At 37.4% G+C, this 24,670-nt stretch carries 23 protein-coding genes; 19 read left to right on the forward strand and 4 right to left on the reverse strand.

Features of this window, described 5'->3' with window-relative positions:
• Nucleotides 1–135: 135 nt before the first annotated feature.
• The 10 genes from K2F26_RS05640 to aroF all read left to right on the forward strand — a co-directional run bounded on the left by K2F26_RS05640 (nucleotide 136) and on the right by aroF (nucleotide 13,322).
• On the forward strand, nucleotides 136–1,866 hold the full coding sequence (locus tag K2F26_RS05640; protein WP_220610681.1) for an SDR family NAD(P)-dependent oxidoreductase: 1,731 nt from the start codon (nucleotides 136–138) through the stop codon (nucleotides 1,864–1,866).
• Nucleotides 1,867–1,913: 47 nt separating this feature from the next.
• Entirely contained in the window at nucleotides 1,914–2,078 is a 165-nt protein-coding gene (locus tag K2F26_RS05645) for a hypothetical protein (RefSeq protein WP_220610682.1), read from the forward strand.
• Nucleotides 2,079–2,157: 79 nt separating this feature from the next.
• Nucleotides 2,158–3,510 (forward strand): beta-ketoacyl [acyl carrier protein] synthase domain-containing protein, encoded by a 1,353-nt coding sequence (locus tag K2F26_RS05650; protein WP_220610683.1) that lies wholly within the window; start codon nucleotides 2,158–2,160, stop codon nucleotides 3,508–3,510.
• Between the two features lie 31 nt (nucleotides 3,511–3,541).
• Nucleotides 3,542–6,862, forward strand: coding sequence for a PfaB family protein (locus tag K2F26_RS05655; RefSeq protein WP_220610684.1), 3,321 nt, complete (start codon nucleotides 3,542–3,544; stop codon nucleotides 6,860–6,862).
• A 153-nt stretch (nucleotides 6,863–7,015) separates the two neighbouring features.
• Complete coding sequence (locus K2F26_RS05660; protein WP_220610685.1) at nucleotides 7,016–8,686, forward strand: PfaD family polyunsaturated fatty acid/polyketide biosynthesis protein; 1,671 nt, start codon at nucleotides 7,016–7,018, stop codon at nucleotides 8,684–8,686.
• Between the two features lie 2 nt (nucleotides 8,687–8,688).
• On the forward strand, nucleotides 8,689–10,206 hold the full coding sequence (locus K2F26_RS05665; RefSeq protein WP_220610686.1) for a thioester reductase domain-containing protein: 1,518 nt from the start codon (nucleotides 8,689–8,691) through the stop codon (nucleotides 10,204–10,206).
• 74 nt (nucleotides 10,207–10,280) lie between these two features.
• The gene (locus K2F26_RS05670) at nucleotides 10,281–11,084 is read left to right on the forward strand and encodes an SDR family NAD(P)-dependent oxidoreductase (protein WP_220610687.1); all 804 of its coding nucleotides are present in this window, start codon (nucleotides 10,281–10,283) and stop codon (nucleotides 11,082–11,084) included.
• Nucleotides 11,085–11,286: 202 nt separating this feature from the next.
• The gene (gene rpsO, locus K2F26_RS05675; protein WP_220610688.1) at nucleotides 11,287–11,556 is read left to right on the forward strand and encodes a 30S ribosomal protein S15; all 270 of its coding nucleotides are present in this window, start codon (nucleotides 11,287–11,289) and stop codon (nucleotides 11,554–11,556) included.
• A gap of 12 nt (nucleotides 11,557–11,568) precedes the next feature.
• Nucleotides 11,569–12,039: a PAM68 family protein gene (locus tag K2F26_RS05680; protein WP_220610689.1), complete on the forward strand. Its 471-nt coding sequence runs from the start codon at nucleotides 11,569–11,571 to the stop codon at nucleotides 12,037–12,039.
• A 224-nt stretch (nucleotides 12,040–12,263) separates the two neighbouring features.
• A complete protein-coding gene (gene aroF / locus K2F26_RS05685) occupies nucleotides 12,264–13,322 on the forward strand; it encodes a 3-deoxy-7-phosphoheptulonate synthase (RefSeq protein ID WP_220610690.1) in 1,059 nt (352 codons plus the stop codon).
• Between the two features lie 96 nt (nucleotides 13,323–13,418).
• On the opposite strand, the gene K2F26_RS05690 is transcribed toward aroF, so the two are convergent.
• Together K2F26_RS05690 and K2F26_RS05695 are read right to left on the reverse strand one after the other, a co-directional pair.
• A complete protein-coding gene (locus K2F26_RS05690) occupies nucleotides 13,419–14,303 on the reverse strand; it encodes a hypothetical protein (protein WP_220610691.1) in 885 nt (294 codons plus the stop codon).
• A 165-nt stretch (nucleotides 14,304–14,468) separates the two neighbouring features.
• A complete protein-coding gene (locus K2F26_RS05695) occupies nucleotides 14,469–15,062 on the reverse strand; it encodes a DUF1517 domain-containing protein (protein ID WP_220610692.1) in 594 nt (197 codons plus the stop codon).
• Nucleotides 15,063–15,146: 84 nt separating this feature from the next.
• Here K2F26_RS05695 and K2F26_RS05700 point away from each other — a divergent pair, with 84 nt between their 5' ends.
• Nucleotides 15,147–15,986, forward strand: a complete 840-nt coding sequence (locus K2F26_RS05700; protein ID WP_220610693.1) for a prephenate/arogenate dehydrogenase — start codon at nucleotides 15,147–15,149, stop codon at nucleotides 15,984–15,986.
• A 429-nt stretch (nucleotides 15,987–16,415) separates the two neighbouring features.
• On the opposite strand, the gene K2F26_RS05705 is transcribed toward K2F26_RS05700, so the two are convergent.
• On the reverse strand, nucleotides 16,416–17,774 hold the full coding sequence (locus K2F26_RS05705) for a helix-turn-helix domain-containing protein (protein WP_220610694.1): 1,359 nt from the start codon (nucleotides 17,772–17,774) through the stop codon (nucleotides 16,416–16,418).
• A gap of 217 nt (nucleotides 17,775–17,991) precedes the next feature.
• Between K2F26_RS05705 and K2F26_RS05710 the strand changes: the two genes are divergently transcribed.
• From K2F26_RS05710 to K2F26_RS05720, 3 genes are all read left to right on the forward strand, one after another.
• Nucleotides 17,992–18,561 (forward strand): TM2 domain-containing protein, encoded by a 570-nt coding sequence (locus tag K2F26_RS05710; RefSeq protein ID WP_220610695.1) that lies wholly within the window; start codon nucleotides 17,992–17,994, stop codon nucleotides 18,559–18,561.
• Between the two features lie 445 nt (nucleotides 18,562–19,006).
• Nucleotides 19,007–19,282, forward strand: a complete 276-nt coding sequence (locus K2F26_RS05715; protein ID WP_194054969.1) for a hypothetical protein — start codon at nucleotides 19,007–19,009, stop codon at nucleotides 19,280–19,282.
• Entirely contained in the window at nucleotides 19,282–19,500 is a 219-nt protein-coding gene (locus K2F26_RS05720; protein ID WP_220610696.1) for a PIN domain-containing protein, read from the forward strand. Before K2F26_RS05715 ends, K2F26_RS05720 begins: the two co-directional genes overlap by 1 nt.
• Nucleotides 19,501–19,717: 217 nt before the next feature.
• Here the strand turns inward: K2F26_RS05720 and K2F26_RS05725 are convergent, their stop codons facing one another.
• A complete protein-coding gene (locus K2F26_RS05725) occupies nucleotides 19,718–20,620 on the reverse strand; it encodes a metallophosphoesterase family protein (RefSeq protein ID WP_437441047.1) in 903 nt (300 codons plus the stop codon).
• Nucleotides 20,621–20,659: 39 nt separating this feature from the next.
• Between K2F26_RS05725 and K2F26_RS05730 the strand changes: the two genes are divergently transcribed.
• The 5 genes from K2F26_RS05730 to K2F26_RS05750 all read left to right on the forward strand — a co-directional run bounded on the left by K2F26_RS05730 (nucleotide 20,660) and on the right by K2F26_RS05750 (nucleotide 24,263).
• Nucleotides 20,660–21,535: a hypothetical protein gene (locus K2F26_RS05730; RefSeq protein WP_220610697.1), complete on the forward strand. Its 876-nt coding sequence runs from the start codon at nucleotides 20,660–20,662 to the stop codon at nucleotides 21,533–21,535.
• Between the two features lie 109 nt (nucleotides 21,536–21,644).
• On the forward strand, nucleotides 21,645–21,962 hold the full coding sequence (locus K2F26_RS05735) for a 2Fe-2S iron-sulfur cluster-binding protein (RefSeq protein WP_194054965.1): 318 nt from the start codon (nucleotides 21,645–21,647) through the stop codon (nucleotides 21,960–21,962).
• Nucleotides 21,963–22,082: 120 nt separating this feature from the next.
• The gene (locus K2F26_RS05740) at nucleotides 22,083–22,265 is read left to right on the forward strand and encodes a DUF8621 family protein (RefSeq protein ID WP_220610698.1); all 183 of its coding nucleotides are present in this window, start codon (nucleotides 22,083–22,085) and stop codon (nucleotides 22,263–22,265) included.
• A 236-nt stretch (nucleotides 22,266–22,501) separates the two neighbouring features.
• Nucleotides 22,502–23,539, forward strand: coding sequence for a DUF3326 domain-containing protein (locus K2F26_RS05745; protein WP_220611799.1), 1,038 nt, complete (start codon nucleotides 22,502–22,504; stop codon nucleotides 23,537–23,539).
• A 142-nt stretch (nucleotides 23,540–23,681) separates the two neighbouring features.
• Nucleotides 23,682–24,263, forward strand: coding sequence for a CPBP family intramembrane glutamic endopeptidase (locus K2F26_RS05750; RefSeq protein WP_220610699.1), 582 nt, complete (start codon nucleotides 23,682–23,684; stop codon nucleotides 24,261–24,263).
• The last annotated feature ends 407 nt before the right edge of the window (nucleotides 24,264–24,670 follow it).

Here is a 24,670-nt window from a genome sequence, read left to right on the forward strand (position 1 = left end):
TTGCGTGAGAAAAAAATAAATTGACTTACTCACAAAGCATTACTCACCACATCAAAACCTCTATTAAATATTCTGACTCCTGACTCCTGACTCCTTACTTTAATTTTTTAATTTTTATCTCATTACCGAGGAATTATGACAGCAACACTTCAAGTTAGCCCATCATCTGTATTTGTTGTCAGTGGTGGAGCAAAGGGAATCACTGCACAATGCACAATTAAATTAGCACAAAATCAACCTTGTAAGTTTATTCTTTTGGGTCGTTCAGAAATTACAGAAGAACCAGATTATGCGCGTAATTGTTTAGAAGATGCAGCTTTGAAAAAAAGGATCATGGAAAATTTGATTTCTCAAGGTGAGAAACCAACGCCCATGATGGTACAAAAGATATTTAATCAAATTACTTCCAGCAGAGAAATTAAAAAGACTTTAGCAGCAATTGAAGCAGCAGGGGGAAAGGCTGAATATATCAGTGTTGATGTCACCGATACAGTAGCATTACAAGAAAAACTCAATACTGTTGCTCAAAAGTTTGGGCAAATTACAGGTATTATTCACGGTGCTGGAAATTTAGCAGATAAGTTAATTGAAAAGAAAACATCTGAGGATTTTGAAAAGGTTTATACTGCTAAGGTGCAAGGTTTACAAAATTTACTTAATTGTATTCATCCTGAACAATTACAGCATTTAGTTTTGTTTTCTTCTGTGACTGGTTTTTATGGGAATATTGGTCAAAGTGATTATGCTATAGCTAATGAAATTCTCAATAAATCAGCCCACCAATTTAAAAAACATTATCCTCAAACTCATGTAGTTGCTATTAACTGGGGTGGTTGGGATAGTGGGATGGTGACACCACAATTAAAAAAAGCATTTGCTGAACGCGGAATTGATATTATTCCCGTAGAAATCGGTACACAAATGTTAGTGAATGAACTCCATCCCGCTTTTCAAAATCAATCTCAGGTGGTGATTGGTAGTCCCATGAATTTACCACCCACACCCCTAGAAAGCGACCTAAAAAGTTATCGTCTTCGTAGACGGATGACTTTAGCAGAAAATCCCTTTTTATATGATCATACCATTGCCGGGGTGCAAGTATTACCTGCTACCTGTGCTATGTCTTGGATGATTCATGCTTGTGAAGAAATTTATCCCGGATATCACTACTTAAACTGTCGAGAATTTAAGGTTTTAAAAGGTATATCCTTTAATTCTACCCTGGCAGATGAATACATTTTAGAAATTCAAGAACTTGCCAAAGCTGATGGTGAATTTATTGACTTTCAAACCAAAATATTAAGTAAAAATGCTCAAGGTAAAACCCATTTTCACTTCTCTGCTATTATTAAAGTAGTGGGGAAAGTTCCAGAAGCACCAATTTATCAAGGATTGAATTTAACAGAAGATAATATTATTACCACCATAGGTAAAGGATTTTATCAAAATGGTGATTCATCCTTATTTCATGGACCAGCATTCCAGGAAATTACCAGGGTATTAAATGTTAACCCTGATAAAATTACTGCTGAATGTTGTTGGCAAGAAATATCAGCCCAAGCACAGGGACAATTTCCCGTAAAAACCCATAATCCTTATACTACAGACATCAGCACTCAGTCGCTTTGGATATGGTTAAATCACTTTCATCAAGAAGTATGTTTACCAGGACAATTAACCTATTCAGAACAATTTTTAGCTGTTCCTTGTAACTCACCATTTTATGTTTCCTGTGAAGTGGAAAATAAAACAGATACAGGTGTAACCGCCAATTTTATCTTACATAGTCGAGAAGGGAAAATCTACTCCCAAATTTTAGGAGCAAAAGCAGTAATTTGGCCGATGAAAATGTTAAGTAAGAAGTAACCCGCAAGGAAATGAATTTCCTTGCTAATAGCTAAAGTCATCTAAAGATGACTAAAAAAACAGAAAAATTTTTAGTAAACTTTAGTTTACTTTGGCTATTAGCCCAGAAATTCATTTCTGGGCGGGTGCAGAAGCCAACAGATAAGCTAATAACTGAAACACCACGTTTGGGGGAATCGCGTAAATCCTTAGAAACTTGGGAAAAGAAGTAAAATTTTCTCTCTCTGCGCCTCTGCGCCTCTGCGTGAAAAACTTACTCTTTCCCCTCATACCCCAACGAGGATTTCAAAAGTGGAAAAAATAGCCATTATCGGATTATCCTGCCTCTTTCCAGACGCAAACAATCCTGAGCAATTTTGGCAGAATCTCAGCGCAGAAAAAGACTCAACTTCTGATATTAGCGTAACCGAATTAGGTTTAGATCCTAGCATATTCTACGATACAACCAAAGGCAAACCGGAAAAATTCTACTTTTTAAAAGGTGGATTTATCCGCAACTTTGACTTTAACCCCAAAGAATATAATTTACCTGGGGAATTTGTCCAAAGTCTGGACAATACTTTTAAATGGTCACTGTATGCAGCTAAACAAGCAATTATTAACAGTGGCTATTGGGGAAATGAATCTGCACTCTCTGAATGTGGCGTAATTTTAGGTACTCTTGCTTTACCAACTAAAGCATCAAATCAATTGTTTGCCCCTATTTATCAGCAAACAATACAACCAGCAATTAGTGAACTTTTACAGGAAAAAGATTTCCGTTTAGGTGGTACATTAACCGCAGCCAAAGCATCCCCCTATAATGCGATGGTTTCCGGTTTACCTGCTGCCATAATTTCCCGTGCTTTCAATCTTTCTGGAACTCATTTCTGTATAGATGCTGCCTGTTCATCATCATTTTATGCCATTAAATTAGCATCCCATTATCTGCAATCAGGTAAAGCAGATTTAATGTTAGCTGGTGCTATTAGTTGTTCAGATCCGTTGTTTTTAAGAATGTTATTTTCGGGTATTCAAGGATATCCAGAAAATGGCATTAGTCGCCCTCTTGATAAGTCATCACGGGGTTTAATTACCTCCGAAGGTATTGGGATGGTAATGCTCAAAAGATATAGTGATGCTGTCAGAGATGGTGACAAAATTCTAGCAACAATCTGCGGTAATGGTTTATCTAATGATGGCAAGGGTAAACATCTTTTAAGTCCTAATGCTCAAGGGCAAATGACTGCCTATCAAAGAGCTTATGACGAAGCAAAACTTAACCCCCAAGAAATAGATTATTTAGAGTGTCACGCAACCGGCACTCTCTTAGGAGATACCACCGAATCTAACTCTATTGAAGGATTTTTTGGCGCGAAAAATGCCAAACCCTTAGTAGGTTCAACTAAAAATAATGTCGGTCATTTACTCGTTGCTGCTGGCATGGTGGGGATAACAAAAACGATTTTAGGAATGTCTCATAACGTTATCCCTGCAACTATTAATGTCAGTGATCCGATGGGTTCTGAAAATAATGTGATATCGCCTCAAAACATAGTCAGAAACGCCACACCTTGGGCGAGTAAAGAAACTAAGCGTGTAGCTTTAAGTGCATTTGGATTTGGTGGAACAAACTCTCATTTAATTCTTGAACATAATTCTTGAACATAATTCTTGAGTAGGGGAAAGTCAGATAATGAATAATCAAGAAAGAATGAACGCAAAAATGGCAGCGAAAATGGCAATTATTGGCATGGATGCCTTTTTTGGGGAATGTGATGGTTTAGATGCTTTTGAGGGCAGTATTTACGACGGAAAACAGCATTTTATTCCCTTACCTGAAAAAAGATGGCACGGGATTAATGAACAAGAAAAATTATTGCAAGGTTACGGTTTAGAAACAGGAACAGCACCCAATGGTGCATACATTCAAGATTTTGAACTTGACACATTAGCTTACAAAATTCCACCCAACGAAGTTGAAAAAATCAACCCGCAGCAAACTTTATTATTAAAAGTGTGCGATCGCGCCCTCAAAGATAGTAACATTCAACCTAATAGTAATGTCGCTGTCATTATCGCCGCCGATACAGAATTATCTGTACACCAACTACAACAAAGGTGGAATTCTGCTTGGCAATTAAAAGATGGTTTGAATGCTGCGGAAATTGCCTTACTACCAGAAAAAATCACCCAATTAGAAAACATAGTTAAAGATAGTCTTCACCATCAAGTTGATATTGGCGAATATCTCAGTTATGTCGGCAATATTATGGCCAGTCGAGTTTCTTCTTTGTGGAATTTCTCTGGTCCATCCTTCACTATTAGCGCGGTAGAAACTGCCACATTTAAAGCTTTAGAATTAGCAGAAATGCTATTAGCAACTAACGAAGTTGAAGCAGTAGTTGTTGGTGCTGTTGACTTAGCAGGAGGTGTAGAAAATGTCTTACTCAAAAATCAATTTGGTAAGCTAAATACAGGCATAAATACCCTCAGTTTTGATCAAAATGCAGACGGTTGGAATGTGGGAGAAGGTGCAGGTGCGGTAGTTTTGCAACGACATGATACAGCTTTGCAAAATAATCAACGCATCTATGCAGTAATTGATGGTTTAAGTATTAGTCAATCTCATTCAATGGCTATAGATGCAGATACCATTGAACAAGTCTGCAAACAAGCATTTAAACAAGCCGACATTCAACCCCAAGAGGTCAACTACTTAGAAGTCTGCGGTAGTGGCATACCCCAAGAGGATGAAGCTGAAATTCAAGGAATGTTACAGGCTTATCCCTCGGTGGGAGATGGTTTACACTGCGCCATTGGTAGCGTCAAAGCTAACATTGGTCATACTTTTGTCGCTTCCGGTATGGCCAGTTTAATCAAAACTGCCCTCAGCCTGTACTATAAATATATACCAGCAACCCCCAACTGGTCAGGTGTAAAAACACCGCAAGTATGGGAAGAAAGCCCCTTTTATATCGCTACCGAGTCCAGACCTTGGTTTTTACAAAAAGAGGTCAAGTGCAGAATTTCTGCTATTAATAGTATCGGTTGTGACGGTTCTTTTGCTCACGTGATTTTATCAGAAGAAACTCAACAAGAAGAACGCAATAGCAGATATTTAGAATCACGTCCCTATCATCTTTTCCCCATCAATGGAAATGATGAAACTAGCTTATTAACTGCGTTAAATAACCTAGAAAAAACCATTGCCAATGCTGAATGTTTGAAAACCGCAGCCAGTCAAACATTTATCAATTTTCAACAACAAACTAACGCCAATTATACCTTATCCATCACCGGACGCAACCAAAAAGAACTACTTAAAGAAATCAATTCTGCTAAAAAAGGTGTAACCAATGCCTTTATAAATGGTAAAGATTGGGTAACACCAATAGGCAGTTATTTTACACCCAAACCATTAGGAAAAAATAGCGAAATTGCTTTTGTTTATCCTGCGGCTGTTAACACTTATGTCGGTATTGGACGGACATTATTCCGACTATTTCCTAAAGCCTTTGACGACGTAATTGTTAAAAGTTTGTACAAACGGGCAGCAGATGTAGAGAAATTAGTATTTCCCAGGAGTTTAAAGAAACTAACTACCAGAGAATTAGAAACATTAGAAAAGAAATTGTTAGATGATTCTTTGGCAATGTTTGAAGCAGAAATGCTCTTTACCAGATTCATCACCACAATTATTAGTGAAGACTTCAAAGTTAAACCCAAATACATCTTTGGGTACAGCTTAGGTGAAACCAGTATGATGGTTGCCCAAGGCGTTTGGAGTAACTTTTATCAAGGCAGTAACACCTTCAATTCATCATCATTATTTGGGGATAGATTATCAGGACAAAAAAATGCAGTCAGAGAGTATTGGGGACTACCAAAAAATTCTACAAATCATGATAATAATTTGTGGAGTAACTACGTTTTAATGTCCACTCCTGCCCAAGTCAGAGAAGTTTTAAAAGGTGAAAACCGTGTCTACCTCAGCCAAATTAATACACCAGAAGAAGTATTAATTGCCGGTGAACCAGCAGCGTGTGAACGAGTGATCAAAAAACTAGGATGTAACGCTTTTCCTGCACCTTTTGACCACGTTATTCACGCTCCAGCGATGCAGTCAGAATACCCAGAACTATTCAAGCTCAACAACTTACCCGCACAAAAAATTCCCGGAGTTATCTGTTATTCTGCGGCAGAATATCAACCAATTACTTTAGAAAGTGAAGTAATTGCCCATAATATCGCCAAAGGATTATGTCAACAATTAGACTTTCCTCGCTTAGTAAATCGTGTTTACCAAGACGGTGCAAAAGTATTTATTGAAGCTGGTGCTGGTGGCATTTGTTCACGGTGGATAGATAAAATTCTCAGTAACCAAGAACATATTACCGTATCCTTAAATCGTCGTGGCTTAGATGACCATACATCAATAGTCAAAGCATTAGCAAAACTGCTCAGTCATGGAGTTAAATTAGATATTTCTCCTCTGTATAATCTTTCCTTAGCTACCACTAAAATCAACAAAGCAACCTGGAGAAAAGTAACCCTTGGTGGTAACTCCATCACAGCCGAAATATTGAAAGCAGAAAACCGCCAACTGTTCCAAAAAGATACACAGCAAAATCCAGAATCACACACTAATTACCGAGAGTATAAAATCATTAACTCTCTCAAACTATCCTATCAAATTCAACCCCAAGACATTTATCCACAACCAGAAAAACCGGAAGTAAAAACGCTCATAGATAACCGTTTCCAACCCCAAGAAGAATTAAAATCTTCTGAACTAACCAGCACTCAAAAACCCAAACCTAAAAAACTACTTCGTAAAATTCACATGAACGATTTAAAAATAGCGCAGTATCAAAAACTGACCAACAACAACTCCAAATTAACAAAAGCACACACCAGCTTTTTAGAAGCTAGAAAAGACTTCAGCCAACAAATGAGCGAAATCATCAAACTACAATTAGCTTGCGCTCAAAACTTACTGCAACAGGAAAAATAATCAATAAAACGAACCACAAAGAACGCAAAGAAATAGAACCACAAAAAACCCTTTACATCTTTTCCCTTCTTACCTTTGCGAACTTTGCGAACTTTGCGGTTTATAAACCATAAACATAGCTACAAACCTTGAGAACTTGAGGAAATAACTACCGTGACAACATTTAATACGGTACTCAACAAACCCAACAACGGACTTACCTTCTCCCACATTTCCCAACATCAAACCCAAACTTGGAGAGGTTCATTAGATTATATTGCCTTTGAACAAAACGCCATCAAACAAAAACTTCTCACCCTAGAAAAACCCTGTCATATAGTCAAAATAGCAGGTAACATCGGCGTAACCAACGACGGATATTTAACACCTGCTAACAATGGTGCATCCGAACAAGCAGAACTATTAATATCATTACCAGCATTAGAACTGCAACAATTTGGCGATCGCTCTTTCCTCTCCACCTATAATGTAAAATATGCCTACATGACTGGTGCAATGGCTGGAGGAATAGCATCTGAAGAAATGGTCATTGCACTAGGAAAACAACAACTTTTAGGTTCATTTGGTGCAGGTGGTTTACCTCCAGAACGCCTAGAAACAGCCATTAAAAACATCCAAACTGCTCTACCCAATGGACCTTATGCTTTTAATTTAATTCACAGTCCCAACGAACCAGCAATAGAAAGCCGCGCTGTAGAATTATACTTAAAATATGGCGTTACCATCGTCGAAGCATCGGCATTTTTAGACTTAACTCCTAACATTGTTTATTATCGCATTGCTGGATTAAGTTTAAATTCTAATCATCAAATTGAAATCAAAAATAAAGTCATTGCTAAAATTTCTCGGCGGGAAGTTGCTACCAAATTTATGCAGCCACCCCCAGAAAGAATGGTTAAAGAATTGCTTACCCAAGGATTAATTACCGAACTGCAAGCAAATTTAGCCAGCAAAGTTTCAATGGCTGATGATATTACCGTAGAAGCTGATTCTGGCGGTCATACAGATAATCGTCCCCTCGTATGTTTACTACCTTCAATTATTAGTTTACGGGACGAAATTCAAGCTAAATATAATTACGAAAAACCCATTAGAGTGGGAGTAGCAGGAGGTATTGGTACACCAGAATCCGCCCTAGCAGCATTTATGATGGGTGCGGCTTATATCGTCACTGGTTCTATCAATCAATCTTGCATCGAATCAGGAGCTTGTGAATACACCAAAAAGTTATTAGCACAAGCAGAAATGGCAGATATGATGATGGCACCAGCCGCCGATATGTTTGAAATGGGAGTCAAATTACAAGTCTTAAAACGGGGAACAATGTTTCCCATGCGGGCGCAAAAACTATATGAATTATACCGCGCTTATGACTCAATTGAAGAAATTCCCCAAGCAGAAAGAGAGAAATTAGAAAAACAAATCTTCCGTAAAACTATCGCCGAAGTTTGGGAAGGTACAGCCGCTTATTTATCTCAGAAAAACCCTGAAAAATTAGGTAAAGCTGTAAATAATCCTAAATTAAAAATGGCTTTAATTTTCCGTTGGTATTTAGGTTTATCTTCTCGCTGGTCTAGTAGTGGTGAAAAAGGTCGAGAAGTAGATTATCAAATTTGGTGCGGTCCTGCAATGGGCAGTTTTAACGACTGGGTAAAAGGTTCTTATTTAGCAGCACCAGAAAACCGTCACGTTGTTGATGTTGCCCATCACATTATGTTAGGAACTGCCTTTTTATATCGTATTCAAAACCTAAAATTCCAAGGTTTGCAACTTCCCAGTTTTTACAGTCAATATCAACCCGTTAACTCTACATTGGAGATGTAAAAATGAGTTTAACAACTACTTATAGTGCTGCTCAAATTCAAGATTTCATGGTTGCCAACTTAGCAGAAGTCTTAGGAACAACACCAGAAGAAATTGACGTTCAAGAACATCTAGAAAATTATGGTTTGGATTCTGCCCAAGCTATGATTATTATTAGTAAATTAGAAAATTTACTAGGTTTTAAACCCTCTCCGGTTTTACTGTGGCATTATCCTACCATCGCTGCACTTTCTCAACGTTTATCGGAAGAAAATCCCGAAAATGCCCAGTTAGAAAATTCAGCTAATGGTACTGTTAATAATGTCAATATTCCTGTACCATTTTTAGATTTAGGTGCGGAAGTGGTACTAGATCCCACTATTCAACCAGTGGGTAAGAATACCGTTGATATTACCAATCCTAAAAACATCTTTTTAACAGGGGGAACTGGTTATTTAGGGGCGTTTATTATCAAGGAACTTCTAGCAGAAACCCCAGCAACTATTTATTGTTTGGTACGCGGTGCTGATGTTGCTGAAGCTAAGAGCAAATTAATTAAAAATCTCCAACAGTATGCAATTTGGGATGATCAGTATAGTGATCGTTTAATTCCTATTGTTGGTGATTTATCACTACCACTTTTAGGTATTGGTGCTGAACAATTTGAAAATTTAGCTGCTAATATTGACACCATTTATCATAGTGGTGCTTTGCTGAATTACGTTTATCCTTATTCAGCATTAAAAGCAGCTAATGTATTAGGAACTCAGGAAGTTTTAAGGTTAGCTTGTAAAACCAAAGTTAAACCTGTACATTACGTTTCTAGCGTTGCTGTTTTTGAATCTACCGCTTACGCTGGTAAGGTGGTTAAAGAACAAGATAGATTTGATGATTGGCAAGGTATTTTCTTAGGTTATTCCCAAACAAAATGGGTAGCTGAAAAGTTAGTTAAAATTGCTGGTGACAGAGGATTGCCGATTACAATCTACAGACCACCTTTAATTGCTGGAGATAGTCAAACTGGGATTTGTAACACCCATGATTTTATCAATTTAATGATTAAAGGTTGTCTACAAATGGGGTCTTTTCCTGATGTAGATTATATGTTGGATATGTCCCCTGTAGACTATGTAAGTAAAGCAGTAGTTTACTTATCTAGACAGGAAAAATCTCTTGGACAAGCTTTCCATTTGCAACATCCCCAACCCGCTTCTTTAAAATCATTGGTGGAATGGATACGCACCTTTGGCTTTAAATTAGAAATGATTTCCTACGAACAATGGCAAAATGAATTAATCAATAATGTCACTGATCAAGAGAATCCATTATACACCCTGAAACCATTTTTATTAGAGCGTTGGTCTGATGAACAAATCACCATTCCTGATTTGTATTTGCAAGCAAGAAGACCAATTATTAGCTGTGAAAAAACCCTGGAAGCATTGAAAGGTAGTTCTATTGCTTGTCCGCAAATTGACTCACAATTATTAATCACTTACACTTCCTATTTAATGCAAACAGGTTTCCTCACTCTTGCATAATTGTAAGGTGGTTAAGGTGGGTATATCCCACCTAAAAATCTCATAATTTTATGTGAAGAATATCAGTTTATAATATGAACATCAAAGGTCAATTACAATGTAAAGAAACTGCTCTGATTACTGGAGCAGCAAGTGGAATTGGCTACCAATTAGCCTGTATATTTGCCTCTGAGAATTACAATCTAGTCCTAGTAGATAGAAACGAAATCAAACTTTTAGAAATCGATATTGATTTCAAAGAGAAATTTAATATTCCTGTTAAAATTATTGTCAAGGATTTATCTATCCCTACTGCTCCCCAAGAAATTTTCACAGAATTGCAACAAGATAATATTCAAGTTGATGTAATTGTGAATAATGCCGGATTTGGTACTTATGGTTTCTTTAATGAAACTAGCTTGAATCATGAATTAGAAATGTTGCAGGTAAATTTAGTTTGTTTAACTCATTTAACTAAGTTATTTCTCAAAAATATGGTTAAGCAAGGTAAAGGTAAAATATTAAATGTTGCCTCTGCTGCTGCTTTTCAACCTGGTCCTTTAATGGCGGTTTATTTTGCCACTAAAGCTTATGTTTTATCCTTTTCAGAAGCTATTGCTAATGAGTTAGAAGGTACAGGTGTAACGGTAACAGTTTTGTGTCCAGGTTCAACTGTATCTGCGTTTCATGAACGCACAGGAATGGCAGATTCTAAGCTGGTGAAGGGTCAAAAAATGATGGATGCGGAAACTGTGGCTTTGATTGGATATGATGCCTTAATGCGTGGTCAAACAATAGTTATTCCTGGAATTTTAAATCAAGTATTGGCAAAAAGTGTCAGATTTTTCCCTCGAAAGCTGGTGACAAAAATTGTGAGAAGTATGCAAGAAAATAACTAATATTCAGTTCGATTAAATACTTCATGACTTACGCAAAACAGAACGAAAGTCATGGGTAGGGAACAGGGGGAAGATGGGGAGGTAAATAACCCTATCACCAATAACCAGTCACCAATCACCTAAAATTACCACAGATTTTGATTGCTGTGATATTATAAGAGACTGCTGCATACATTTAGCAAAAATCGAAGTTTAATCAATCATGGCTCTTACGCAACAGCGCAAACAAGAAATCATCTCTGGCTTCCAAGTACACGAAACCGATACCGGATCTGCGGATGTCCAAATCGCTATGTTGACTGATCGTATTAACCGCCTCAGCCAACACCTGCAAGCTAACAAAAAAGATCACTCCTCCCGCCGAGGACTATTAAAGATGATCGGACAGCGCAAGCGTCTTTTAGCTTATGTTCTCAAAAACGACCGGGAAAAGTATCAGGCTTTGATTTCTCGCCTGGGCATTCGTGGTTAGGAATTATTGCTTATGTCTGCTGAAGGATCAGAACGCAGTAATTTACCTTTTGAGCCAAATAAAAAGCGTCAAAAACCTGTAAAAACTAAAACTCAACCGATAGTAAAAACACAGGAATCTAATCAAAAGTCGCCAAAGCAACCACCTTACACGAAAGAGGAAATGGCGATTCCTGAAGTGGTCAGCCAGCGGATGATCCGCAGAGTCGCTGCATTTTGTGGGATACCTACAGCTTTAGGTATTACTACTCTGGTGGTCAGCTATTTGTTGGTCAGTTACGCTCATATCCAATTACCTCCCATCGCAGTATTATTGGTGAACATGGGATTATTTGGATTAGGAGTTTTAGGCATAACCTACGGTGTATTTTCCGCCTCTTGGGATGTAGAAAGACCTGGTACTTTACTAGGTTTCGGTGAATTTAGTACCAATTGGGGCAGAATGGTCGAAGGTTGGCGAGAAACACGCAAAAAGAACGTCTGATCAACGGCGATCAGGTATCTTGAGATAACTGCCATATTGGGTAAATTAGGGAATGAATTTTATCTGATTTATACCCAATATGCAGATAAAGTACCTGACGCTACATTTTTTATATATCTTCTCGCTTAATTATTTAGTAATTCCAGTAGCCAAAAATTAAATCAACATTCCTGACTCGGTAAATATTTGACTCAAAGTTTACTCAAAAATACAGGGATTTTAAAATGATTGTTGTAATGAAAGTCGGCTCCCCACAGTCAGAAATAGATCGTTTAACTCAAGAATTAGCTGACTGGGGTTTAACACCAGAAAAAATCATTGGTAAACATAAGGTAGTAATAGGTTTAGTAGGTGAAACGGCGGATTTAGATCCCCTGCAAATTCAAGAACTCAGTCAATGGATCGAACAAGTATTAAGGGTGGAAGTACCCTATAAACGCGCTAGTCGTCAATTTCGCCACGGTGAAGCTTCTGAGGTGGTGGTAAATACTCCCGATGGTCCTGTAATTTTTGGTGAACATCATCCTTTAGTTGTGGTTGCTGGACCATGTTCGGTGGAAAATGAAACCATGATTGTGGAAACAGCAAAGCGGGTTAAGGCTGCTGGTGCTAAGTTCCTCCGTGGTGGTGCATACAAACCCCGGACTTCTCCTTATGCTTTCCAAGGTCACGGTGAAAGTGCTTTAGAATTATTAGCTAAGGCGCGGGAAGTCAGTGGACTAGGAATTATTACTGAAGTGATGGACGCTGGAGATTTGGAAAAAATCGCCGAAGTTGCTGATGTGATTCAGGTAGGGGCGAGAAATATGCAAAATTTCTCCCTCTTAAAACAAGTAGGGGCGCAATCTAAACCAGTTCTTTTAAAACGCGGAATGGCGGCGACTATTGAAGATTGGTTAATGGCCGCTGAGTACATTTTAGCTGCTGGTAATCCGAATGTGATTTTGTGTGAACGGGGAATTAGAACTTTTGATCGTCAGTATACGCGCAATACTTTAGATTTGTCCGTTGTGCCGGTATTAAGAAAACTCACTCACCTGCCGATTATGATTGATCCTAGTCATGGTGTAGGTTGGTCTGAGTTTGTACCTGCAATGGCAATGGCAGCGATCGCCGCTGGTACAGATTCTTTAATGATAGAAGTTCACCCCAACCCAGCCAAAGCTTTATCTGACGGACCCCAATCTTTAACCCCAGACAGGTTTGATCAACTGATGTCAGAATTAGCAGTTATTGGTAAAGCTATGGGACGTTGGCCACAACCTGCTTTGGCAACCGTTTAATAGGTGACAGGTGACAGGGCATTGGGCATTGGGCATTGGGTTATTAACTTCCCCCTGCTCCCTGCTCCCTGCTCCCTGCTCCCTGCCTCCTATAAATTATCTTCTTCTGCTACCAAAACCAGAAGAACGACGGCCTGAAGAACGGCTGCCACTACCAAAACTACTACCAGAATTACGGCGAGTAGAACTGGAATTACCAGAAGGACGGAGGTTACTGCTACCAAAACCTGAACCAGTAGCCCGACCGCTGGTATTTGTACGGTTCGTTGTAGAAGTAGATCCACCAGAGGATCTAATTGAACCTGTAGTGCGGAAAGCTGTACGATTTCTTACAGATGCGGGTGGTTCATTATACCGTGAACGATAGCTGGAAACTGCTGCATCATAGCTAGAACCATATCCACCATAACCGGTCATAATTCCACCGGGCTGATAAACGGGAGGTACATAATATTGAGGTCTAAATAACAGACTACCAATAGCTTGACCTGCTAAGTTACCAGCTACAGCCCCTGCAAAAGGTGTCCAGAAGTTAGATTCTCTACGTACAATTACGGTTTCTGTTTGTCCTGTTGCAGGGTTGGTTTTGGTTTCAGTGACGTTGTGAACGTACTCAATTTTAAAGTCTTCTGTCAGATATAAGGCTGGCTGACCATTTTCTACCTTCAAGTAACTTTTTTTGCCCTCTTTGATTTCTTCCTCTGTCAGCCTTGCCATTTGTAATTTTTCTGTAGCAAAGGTTGGCGGCTGACTACCCAGTAAGAACAGGGTATACTCCCCATTGGCATCATTATAAGTGGCTTGTTGTACTTGATACTGTCCATCATTCAATTTGGTGGGGGTTGCACTTTGGCTGGTACTTTGGCTACCACTTTGAGGAGAAGAGGTAGTTTGGTTTCCTCCCCCACAGGCGACACTTGTCAAGCACAAACTTAGTGCTAAACAAAAAATTGTTAGTTTACGCATTATAGTCCTGATCATTAGATAATTGTCCTTATGTGTTAGTTATCATTGCAGTAAGCATTAAGCTATCAGTAATCAGCTATCAGCTATCAGCTTCAACCTATAATTTTAAAACCCCTGGCTGACTCCTGAATACTTACTCATTGCCGATGTTAGGTGTGATAACTAAAGACTAACAACAAGTTACAATGGGATCAATTCTGGAAAATACTGCAACAATTGATCGTTTGTGAGTTCGTCTCCTAGTTGGGCTGGTGAAAAATGCACTTGGATAGCGCGGAATTTACGTTTTTGCTGTAAGTTGATTAATGCTTTTAACCCTTCTTGTAAGGCTGCAATGTTGGAAAGGTCTGTTTCTAATTCTGGTACTTCTCCTTCAAATGCCACTGTTAGCATAATCACAATGTTGCGGGTGACAGGAATAGATAAAGGTTGATCGTAACTAGAGGAAGAACCTAAATCAAATTCAGCGCCGTATCTTTGGGCGCAGTCGGTAAATAATTCATTGACATAATCTCCCGCTTCTCCTTCATTCCAAAAAACATCTCCTTCATTAGCTGATGAAAGCCAGTATTCATCATATCTGAGCAAAGTTTCACAAATTTCTACTAATTCTTCGCCCAAAACTTCTAAATCACCGTCAGCTTCAATTGCTTCTCTGGCGGCGCGGTTTAAAACTCCTAAAATTGGTGCTACTTCACTGCCTGCTAAATGCACAAATAGACGACAAACTACATAGCGAGTTCTACCCATCATTTTATTAAAAAAATTGCTCATTTTTCTTCTCCATATAATTTTCTTAGTTATAGCAGGAGTCAGAAATACAGATAATATTTCAAAGTTTAGTTGTTAAAGGCAAAAATGAAAATTGGTATTTTAGGACTGGGACTGATAGGGGGTTCATTAGGTTTTGATTTACGTTCTCAAGGACATTATGTTTTAGGAGTTAGCCGTCGTGAATCAACCTGTCAACAAGCTGTTGATATTGGCAGTGTCGATCAAGCATCAATTGATTTGAGTTTGTTAGCTAGTGCTGAAGTTGTGTTTATTTGTACTCCTATAGGACTGATTGTGCCTCAAGTTGAACAGTTGGTTGCTCATTTGCCTGAGACTACTATTGTGACTGATGTAGGTTCAGTAAAAGCACCTATAGTCAATGCAATTTCTCCTCTATGGAATAATTTTATTGGCGGTCATCCTATGGCGGGAAACACTGATGTGGGTATAGAGGCCGCACAGCGCAATTTATTTGTGAATCGGCCTTATGTACTCACACCAATAGAGACAACGCCAACTACTGCCATTACTGTTTTAGAGGAAATTGTGCGATCGCTCGGTTCTATTATCTACCATTGTCAACCAGAAAAACACGACCGGGCTGTGAGTTGGATTTCCCATTTACCTGTAATGGTTAGCGCCTCTTTGATAGCTGCTTGTTTGGGTGAAACCGATCCAGAAATTTTGCAATTAGCTCAAAACCTTGCTAGTTCAGGATTTCGAGATACCAGCCGCGTTGGTGCAGGAAATCCAGAATTAGGGGTGATGATGGCACAATATAATCGTCAAGCATTAATAAATTCACTACATCAATATCGTCAAAACCTCGACACATTTATTAATCTGATAGAAGAGGAAAACTGGGAAGTTTTAGAGCAAAAGCTCAAGTTAAATCAACAAAATCGTCCTAAATTTGTGGAATAGATAATATCCTGAATTATGTACGGGTTTAGCATTACTAAACCCCTACTAATTCCTGAATACTTGACGGGTTTTATAAATATCAAATTTATGTAATTTTGTTGCTTGTTGAGATAATTTGAATTTTATCAGAATCAGGATGTCCAGGATTTGATGATTTTCAGGATGTTGTTTGATGATTTTTTGTAGGTGGTGAAATTTGTGTTTGTCTGAATCAGGATGTCCAGGATTTGAGGATTTATAGGATGTTGTTTATTTATTATCTGTTGGTTATTTATGGATGGTATAGAAAAGGTAAAAATTGATTATAGAAATATGATAATCAATAGAATATAAATTCATATATGTTAACTTTCAAATGAAAATCCTGTTAATCCTTTAATCCTGGACATCCTGATTCAGATAATAAAATCTTTTCAATCAACCATAATATTAATTATTGAGATATATCCTGACTAAAGAATTTACCTGAAATTTTACTTTCTCTTCTATTAACACTTTTTCCACCAAACACCGACGATTTAAAGACTGTAAAACTTTCAAAAATCTAGCATTGGATAATTCTAACTCAGCAAGTTTTTGAGAAATATCTATGGGTTCATCCAGCATTGCAAACCAGTTAATTACCTGCTTTTCTAAATCTGATAAACGTTCTAAATGATTTTCTAACAGTGCTTCTATATCTCCTAAAAATACCTCATCTTCATCTATTAAAAATTGGGAAACTTGACCATTAAATAATTCTTTAATAGCTAATGTGATAATATTTAACCAACAAGGATGACCTTGATAAAGTTTGATTAGTTCATCCCATTTATCATCATCTTTTAAATCTTTTTCTTTCAATATTGCTTTAGCATCTTCTCCTAAACCTTGCAGATGTAATGTTTTTGTATGTTGGTTTTCACTTTCTAAAGTTTCGATAGCTGCGGGTTTTTCACAACTGATTAAAATTACACAACTTTCATGATGTGAGGTAGCAATTTGTTGAAAAAATCTACTATAATCTTTGTATTCTGTTAAATATTGACCTGCTAAATTACCAAATTGAAAAATATTCTCTACATCATCAAGGATAATTAAACAACGAGATGATTTCAAATAATCTAGGATTTCAGGTAATGGGTTTTGTGATTGAGAAAGGAATTGTTGAAGGTCGTTTTTCAGATTTATCAGTTTAGGAAGATTATCAAGACTGCGATAAATAATATAATCAAATTGTGTGGTAATTTCTGAGATTAATTTCAGGGTTAATGCGGTTTTACCAATTCCACTTAATCCGTAGATTGTGATTAATCTAGTGTGATTTTCTAATATCCATTGTTTGAGAGTAGCAATTTCTGAAGTGCGTCCATATTTATAGTTTAATTCTGGTGCTTTTGATAAGTCAATTCTGGGAGTTTGGTTTTGAGAATAAGATGATTGATTTTGTATATCTTCTAAATATTGGGAGTTTTCTTTACAGATATTTATATGACTATTAATATTACTACTAATAATTTGTGAAGAATTACCATAATTGTAAATAGTAGATGTAGCTTGATTCTCTAAAATAGAACGAACATTACTTTGTTTAATATCTTCTTTAAAAATCTCAGATAGAAGTTTCCATAATTTTGCACCTTCTCTTTTTATATGATCATAACTATATCCATTATTATCTTTAATTTCACAAAAATCTTGAGATTGTAAAACACCTTCTAATATAGACTTTTGCAATGAACTAAGACGGTTTCCCGTTTGATAAAAAACTTGATCATCAGCCCATTTTGATAATTCTTTGATGTTCATATATCATTATGTGAATTGAGTAATTTTTTAAATTTTACTTAGTCTAGACACTAAAAACCACTTATTAGCACTAAAAGTAAATATTTTTAACAATTTTAATAGGCAGAAACACTATAGCACACTATTTGCTACTATATTACACCGTCAAATTACTCACTATATGATACCACATATACAAAAGAGATAAATATAATATTAAGTATGAGCAAATAAACTAATGGTATTAATAATGATTAACAAAGGTACTGCTTATTTATTGTGGTCACTGTGTTTCATTGGATTCGCAGGAATTCATCGTTTTTACTGTGGGAAACCACTATCAGGCTTGATTTATCTTTTTACATGGGGATTACTTGGATTTGGCCAATTTGCAGATTTGTTAATTATTCCGGGAATGGTGGATGAAAAAAACTTGAAATATCTGGCCTTACGTGGTGGTAATCAAAACAATAATCAATCAAACACGCAAACTGTTGTAGTTAACCTTGGTGGACAAGTCACCGGACAAATACCAGAATCAGGTTATCATCCTTCTAATATTCAACTACCACAACAACAGTTTCCCCAAGGACAAATCAAACCTGCACCTTCAACCAAAAATGATGTTGTCACCCTTTTAAAGTTAGCTCAAAGTAAAGGTGGTAGCATATCACTCACTGATGCAGTGATTGAACTTGGTCAACCTACTTCAGAAGTGCGCTCAATTTTAGAAAATATTTGTACTGATGGACTCATGGAAATTACCAACGATAAATCCACAGGAGCAATAATTTACAGATTACTATAAGTATAGTAGGGTGAGTTAGTGAGGGCGTAACCCACAACAGTAAATTCTTAAATCCTGGATATCCTGATTCAGACAAAATCACCGACTGGGAATTAATTCCCAGTCTCATAGCGAAAGTCTGTTAAAACAGACTATCAGAATTTAGTAGTAATTAATCAATTAAACATCCTGAAAATCCTTAAATCCTGGACATCCTGATTCAGACAATCTGCGTTTATCTGCGTTCTGATCCTGAAAATCCTTAAATCTTGGACATCCTGATTCAGACAAATTGATAAAATCAATAATCAAATTTACAAACCTACAGGAACACGCTATAACCCATAATTGAGCAATTTACTTATCCTTTAGTTGTAGGATATTAGTCAATATTAATGATCTCAATTCCGTTTTACCCAACCATTTGCTATAATAAAACTAACTAAACTTTCCTGATAAAAATCTTATGCCATCACCTAAGATTATTGAAATTGAACAAATATTACAAAATTACTCCATTGAAGATAAACAATGGTTATTACAGCAGTTAATTCAACAACTGGGATTAAATAATCAAGAAAAACCACCAGTAAATTATAAACAACAAGCTAAAGAAATTATTGCAGAAACCATCAGCGAAGTTTTAGCTTTATCCAACGACTGCGAAGAGGAAGTTTGGCAAAAATTTTATGTCGCAAGTGGAAAAATATCAGCAAAATTAAATGAATCGGATTTATTATAATGTCTTTTCAAAAATTTGATTCACCAATACCTTTAGTAATTTTAGATACATCAGTTTTTGTCTCTGCTTTACTGAGTAAAAACCCCAATAGTGCGCCTTGTAAAATTATCATATACTGGCGAGAAGGTAGATTTAACTTAGTAATTTCTCCACAAATGTTAGAGGAATTAGTTGAAAAATTACTGGTAAAAGATATTGATAACTTAATTGCTGGTTAATACTTATAACATTTCCTCAAATCAAACATCCTGAAAATCCTAAAATCCTGGATATCCTGATTCAGAGAATCTGCGTTTATCTGCGTTCTGATCTTGTTAATCCTTAAATCCTGGACATCCTGATTCTAACAAAATTACATCCTGTTAATCCTAAAATCCTGGATATCCTGATTCAGACAAAATCACATCCTGAAAATCCTCATTCAAACAATTATTATCAAACACCTTTAACCCTAATCAAACCTTTATCAAAAACACGATTATTAGTACCAATACCACTCACCTCAATTTTATCTGCATACACATCATAAGCAGCAAAACTTAAATTACTTGTAGAATATTCAGTCCACTCAGAACGACCCACAGGACGATTTCCCGCACCCGCACCACAAATTAAATAAGTTGTACCATTAATAGACCGAGTGCGTTCATAATGATGTTCATGACCATTAATATAAAGCTGCACCCCATACTTTTGAAATAAAGGAGTAAACACTTTGATAAAATTAGGATTACTCCCATAAACACCAGAAGCATAAATCGGATGATGTCCAAATACAATCTTCCAAGCAGCTTTACTCAAACTCAATTCTTTCTCTAACCAAATTAGCTGATTTTTCCAATCAGCATTCCCGTTAGTATCTAAACCAAAAAACTGTACATTATCCCTGATAAATGTATAGTACCTTCCTTTCATATTGAAACCAGGATAATTTACCTGTGCAAAACCATTATCAGTTCTAATATCGTGATTACCTAAACAAGCATAAAATTTCACACCTTTTTTCAACAAAGGTTGATAAGGACGTTCAAAAACTACCCCTATTTTCTCAATTTCCCCATTGTTATAAATATTATCACCAGCTAAAATAACTAAATCATAAGGATTTTTTTGATGATAAAAATTCATCGCCCTAGCAACAGTATACTGTCCTTTAGCACCCGTTCCCGTATCCGCAACCGACACAAACCTCAATAATAAATCTTTTGGTTGAGAATTTGCAGCTATAGCAGTTTCTAAAACAGGATTTTTAATATTTTTATCCACAAACTTACCAGCAAACAAACCCGAAACCAACCCACTCAAACCACCTAAAACCAAAAATTTCCGACGTTTCATATTTATAAATCAATAAATCAACAAGTCAATATCAATTATATGTCACAAGATAGAAAACGCAAACCCAGAAAACCACAAAACACTCCACCTGCTTCACAACCTGATCCAAAAAATCAACCTATTTGGAAAATAGCAATAATTCAATTTCTCCGAGGAACAATAGGAATTTTAGAAAATACAGTAGTCAAACTAGAAACAGAAGCACCTCCAACAACTGAAAAAAAACCTAATCTTTTAGCACGGGTTTTATTAACATGGGATAAATTTTTACAAACATTCCGCTTGTTTTTGCCATCAAAAGTTGCTAATAATGTATCAGATTCCACTCTAACCGCAATTTTCGCCATTTGTGCAGTGGTGATAGTCGGGGTTACAGCAACTTTTTTGACTCCTAAACCTACTCAAGTAGCAACCATTCCCCCAGATATTCCTCTAGTTGCAGAAGTTACCACATCAGAACCCACACCCGAACCTACACCAGAACCTACCCCCGAACCTACACCAGAACCTACACCCGAACCCACACCCGAACCTATCCCAGAAACCACACCCACACCCGAACCAGAACCAGAACCAGTACAATTAACACCAGAACAAGCTTTAATAGCAGCAATAGAACAGCAACTTGCGGAAATTACCGTTATCACCGTACAAACCAAAGAAGATGAAAATATTGCTATTAATCTGATAAAATCAATCCAAGCTAATTTTCGCACCAGCGACTTAACCATAACAATTAGTGATAACTGGTACACCTTAGAACCATCACAACAGCAACAATTAGCAGCGGATATATTAAAACGCTCTCAAGAACTAGATTTTACACATTTACAACTTGTTGATGCTGAAAATAAATTAATTGCACGTAGTCCAGTTGTAGGCAGTGAAATGATAATCTTTAGTAAACATTCATGAATCAGGATTCATAAATAGCAAAATTTGTAGTTAAAAGTAACCATTGTGAAATTTGCATCTTATGAGATAAAATAAGTAATTTATCAGTTGAAAGACTCTACTTTTAAATATGACCAAAACTTACGCCGTCGAAATTAACCACCAAGGCACAATTTATAAATTGCAAGTTCCTGAAAATGAAACCGTCTTAGCTGTTGCAGAAACAGCAGGTTTAGAGTTACCAGCTTCCTGTCATGCTGGAGTTTGTACAACTTGTGCTGCTTTGATCACAGAAGGAAGCGTAGATCAATCTGAGGGAATGGGTGTAAGTCCAGAATTGCAAAAAGAAGGTTATGCTTTACTTTGTGTAGCTAAACCTCTTTCTGATTTAAAGATCGAAACAGACAAAGAAGAAGTAGTTTATCAAAAGCAATTTGGTAAAAGTTAGTCAACTGGTTAATGGGTGATGGGTGATAGGATAAGTAATAAATGTTTACCAATCACCAATCACCAATTACCCAAAAATAGCTGTATTCTATAAATAACCAAAACCCTATATTTTACCATCATGACCACTCATTTTATTACTGCTGAAATTGACCTGCAAGAAACACCTACAGAATTACAAAAAGTTATTGAAGCGGAACTGAAAAAACAAGGTGAACCCCTGCGCTGGGCGGTTACTTCCGTAGATACAGAACAGGAAAAAGCCACAGTAGAAGCAGTTGTCACCACAGCAAACCCTGAATAATAAAGATTAAAGCGTTGCTGAATGAGCATGAAAAAAATTGTCAGCATTCAGGAATAGAGTGATAATATCCCCGACTTCTTTTATGATCGTGTCAATAAACTGTGAATTGATCGCAGAAGTCGGGGATCTGGATATCTACAGGTGCTACATCTGAATACTTACAAGAAATTAAAAATTCAAAATTAGCAACTTTGCTCCTTTGTGCCTTTGCGCGAAACATAATTAATACTGCCATGATGCAACGCCCATATACAGCGATTTTAATTATACCTACCGGCATAGGTGCGGACATTGGCGGTTATGCAGGTGACGCATTACCAGTAGCTAGAGTTATATCACAGGTATGCGATCGCCTGATTACCCATCCCAACGTCCTCAACGGTGCAAGTTTATACTGGAATATTCCCAACGCCTTCTATGTAGAAGGATATGGTTTAGATAAATTTGCCGCTGGGGAATGGGGTTTAAGACCCGTGCATAGTAACCGAGTAGGTTTACTTTTAGACCAGGGAATAGAACCAGAATTAATGCTGCGACACCTGCAAACCGCAGACGCAGCCAGAGCCACACTAGGATTAAATCTTACAAATCATGTAATTACAGATGCTCCATTAGACGTAGAATTACGCATATCTTCATCCGGTGCAAGTTGGGGAACAATAGGCAACCCAGACAGTTTATTGCGAGCAGCAGAAAAATTGATTAAAAAAGAGAAAGCAGAAGCGATCGCAGTAGTAGCCCGTTTTCCAGATAACATAGATGAACAAGCAACGCAAAATTACCGTCATGGGAAAGGAGTAGACCCCCTAGCAGGAGCAGAAGCAGTAATTAGCCATTTATTAGTGAGAACCTTTAAAATACCTTGCGCCCATGCACCCGCCCTAGCACCAGCACCCCCCGATCCCCATTTATCACCCCGTTCCGCCGCCGAAGAAATAGGATATACTTTTTTACCATGCGTCCTTGTCGGTTTAAGTCGCGCCCCTCAGTTTATCGTCAACAGAGAATTTATCAATTCTTTACAAGCAGACATTTGGGCAGATCAAGTAGATGCCGTTATAGTACCTGCAAACGCCTGTGGGAGTAGCACCTTACTAGGTTTAAGCCAAAAACAATGCCAAATAATAACTGTTACAGAAAATAAAACTTTAATACAAGTTCCTGCTCCAGCGTTAGGAATCAAATCCATAAAGGTAAACTCATATTTAGAAGCAGTCGGTGTCTTAGTCGCCAACAAAGCAGGTATTAATCCTTACTCATTAGTTAGGGAATAAGGAAAAGGCAAAAGGCAGAATAATTTTAGATTTTAGATTTTAGATTTTAGATTGAAGTTGACAGAAACAATCCAAAATCCAAAATCCAAAATAGTATCCCCAGTCCCCAGTCCCCAGTCCAGTCCTCATTATTTAAACGCCTGTGGTTGAACAACAAAAGCAAGAACCAGAAATTCCTGAACTCTCACGCACCCAAGTCCTGGTAGCTATGGGCGCAACAGCGATTATTTTATGGATAGTCGCCAAGTTATGGTTGCGCTTTGGTAACGTTGCCCTTTTTAAGTTGTACTGGGAACCCAAAGATTTATTTTGGGGTTTGGGGTTGGGTTTATTCATCACTATTTTTAGTGGTTTAGCTTATCGCTTTTCTCCTCCCTATCGTAAAAGCGCAGATTATTACTTAGAAATGGTAATTAAACCGTTAGCTTTACCAGACTTGCTCTGGTTAGGATTATTACCGGGTTTAAGTGAAGAATTGTTATTTCGCGGTGTCATGCTACCCGCTTTAGGAGCAGATCATGTAGCGGTCATTGTCTCCAGTCTTTGTTTTGGAGTTTTACACCTTAGTGGTGCTGAACAATGGCCTTATGTAATTTGGGCAACTATTATCGGTATCATCTTGGCATATAGCGCCCTATTAAGTGGCAACTTGTTAGTGCCAATAATGGCTCATATCGTCACAAATTTGCTATCCAGCTATTTGTGGAAAACTCGGCAATTATAGCAGGGGACTGGTAATCGGTGATTGGTGACTGGTGAGAAATATTTAGGGTTTGCTGAAAAAGTCTTGTCGTGAAGACAGGGAACTCTTAACAGGGAACAGGGAACAGTTTCAGCTATCTGTCATCCCCAAATTTTTGGGTTTGCGATCCCCAAAATGCACGGTTTTTCAGGTATACCCTTGAAAAATCTTGCACTTTTTTCCTCTTTATCAGCCTGTAACCTTTGTTCTATCTGGGTTTTACATTTATTCAGCAAGCCCTATTTACCTTCTGCCTCCTTCCTGCCTCCTTAAAAAAAGATTACACCCAGAAATTCCGAAAAAACTCTGGGTATAACGGATAAACTTCTCACACTTCCCGATCTTTTTTGTAAAAACGCTTATTCAATAATGAACAATTGACAATTACC

It is taken from the genome of Sphaerospermopsis torques-reginae ITEP-024, from assembly GCF_019598945.1.
Lineage (GTDB): Bacteria > Cyanobacteriota > Cyanobacteriia > Cyanobacteriales > Nostocaceae > Sphaerospermopsis.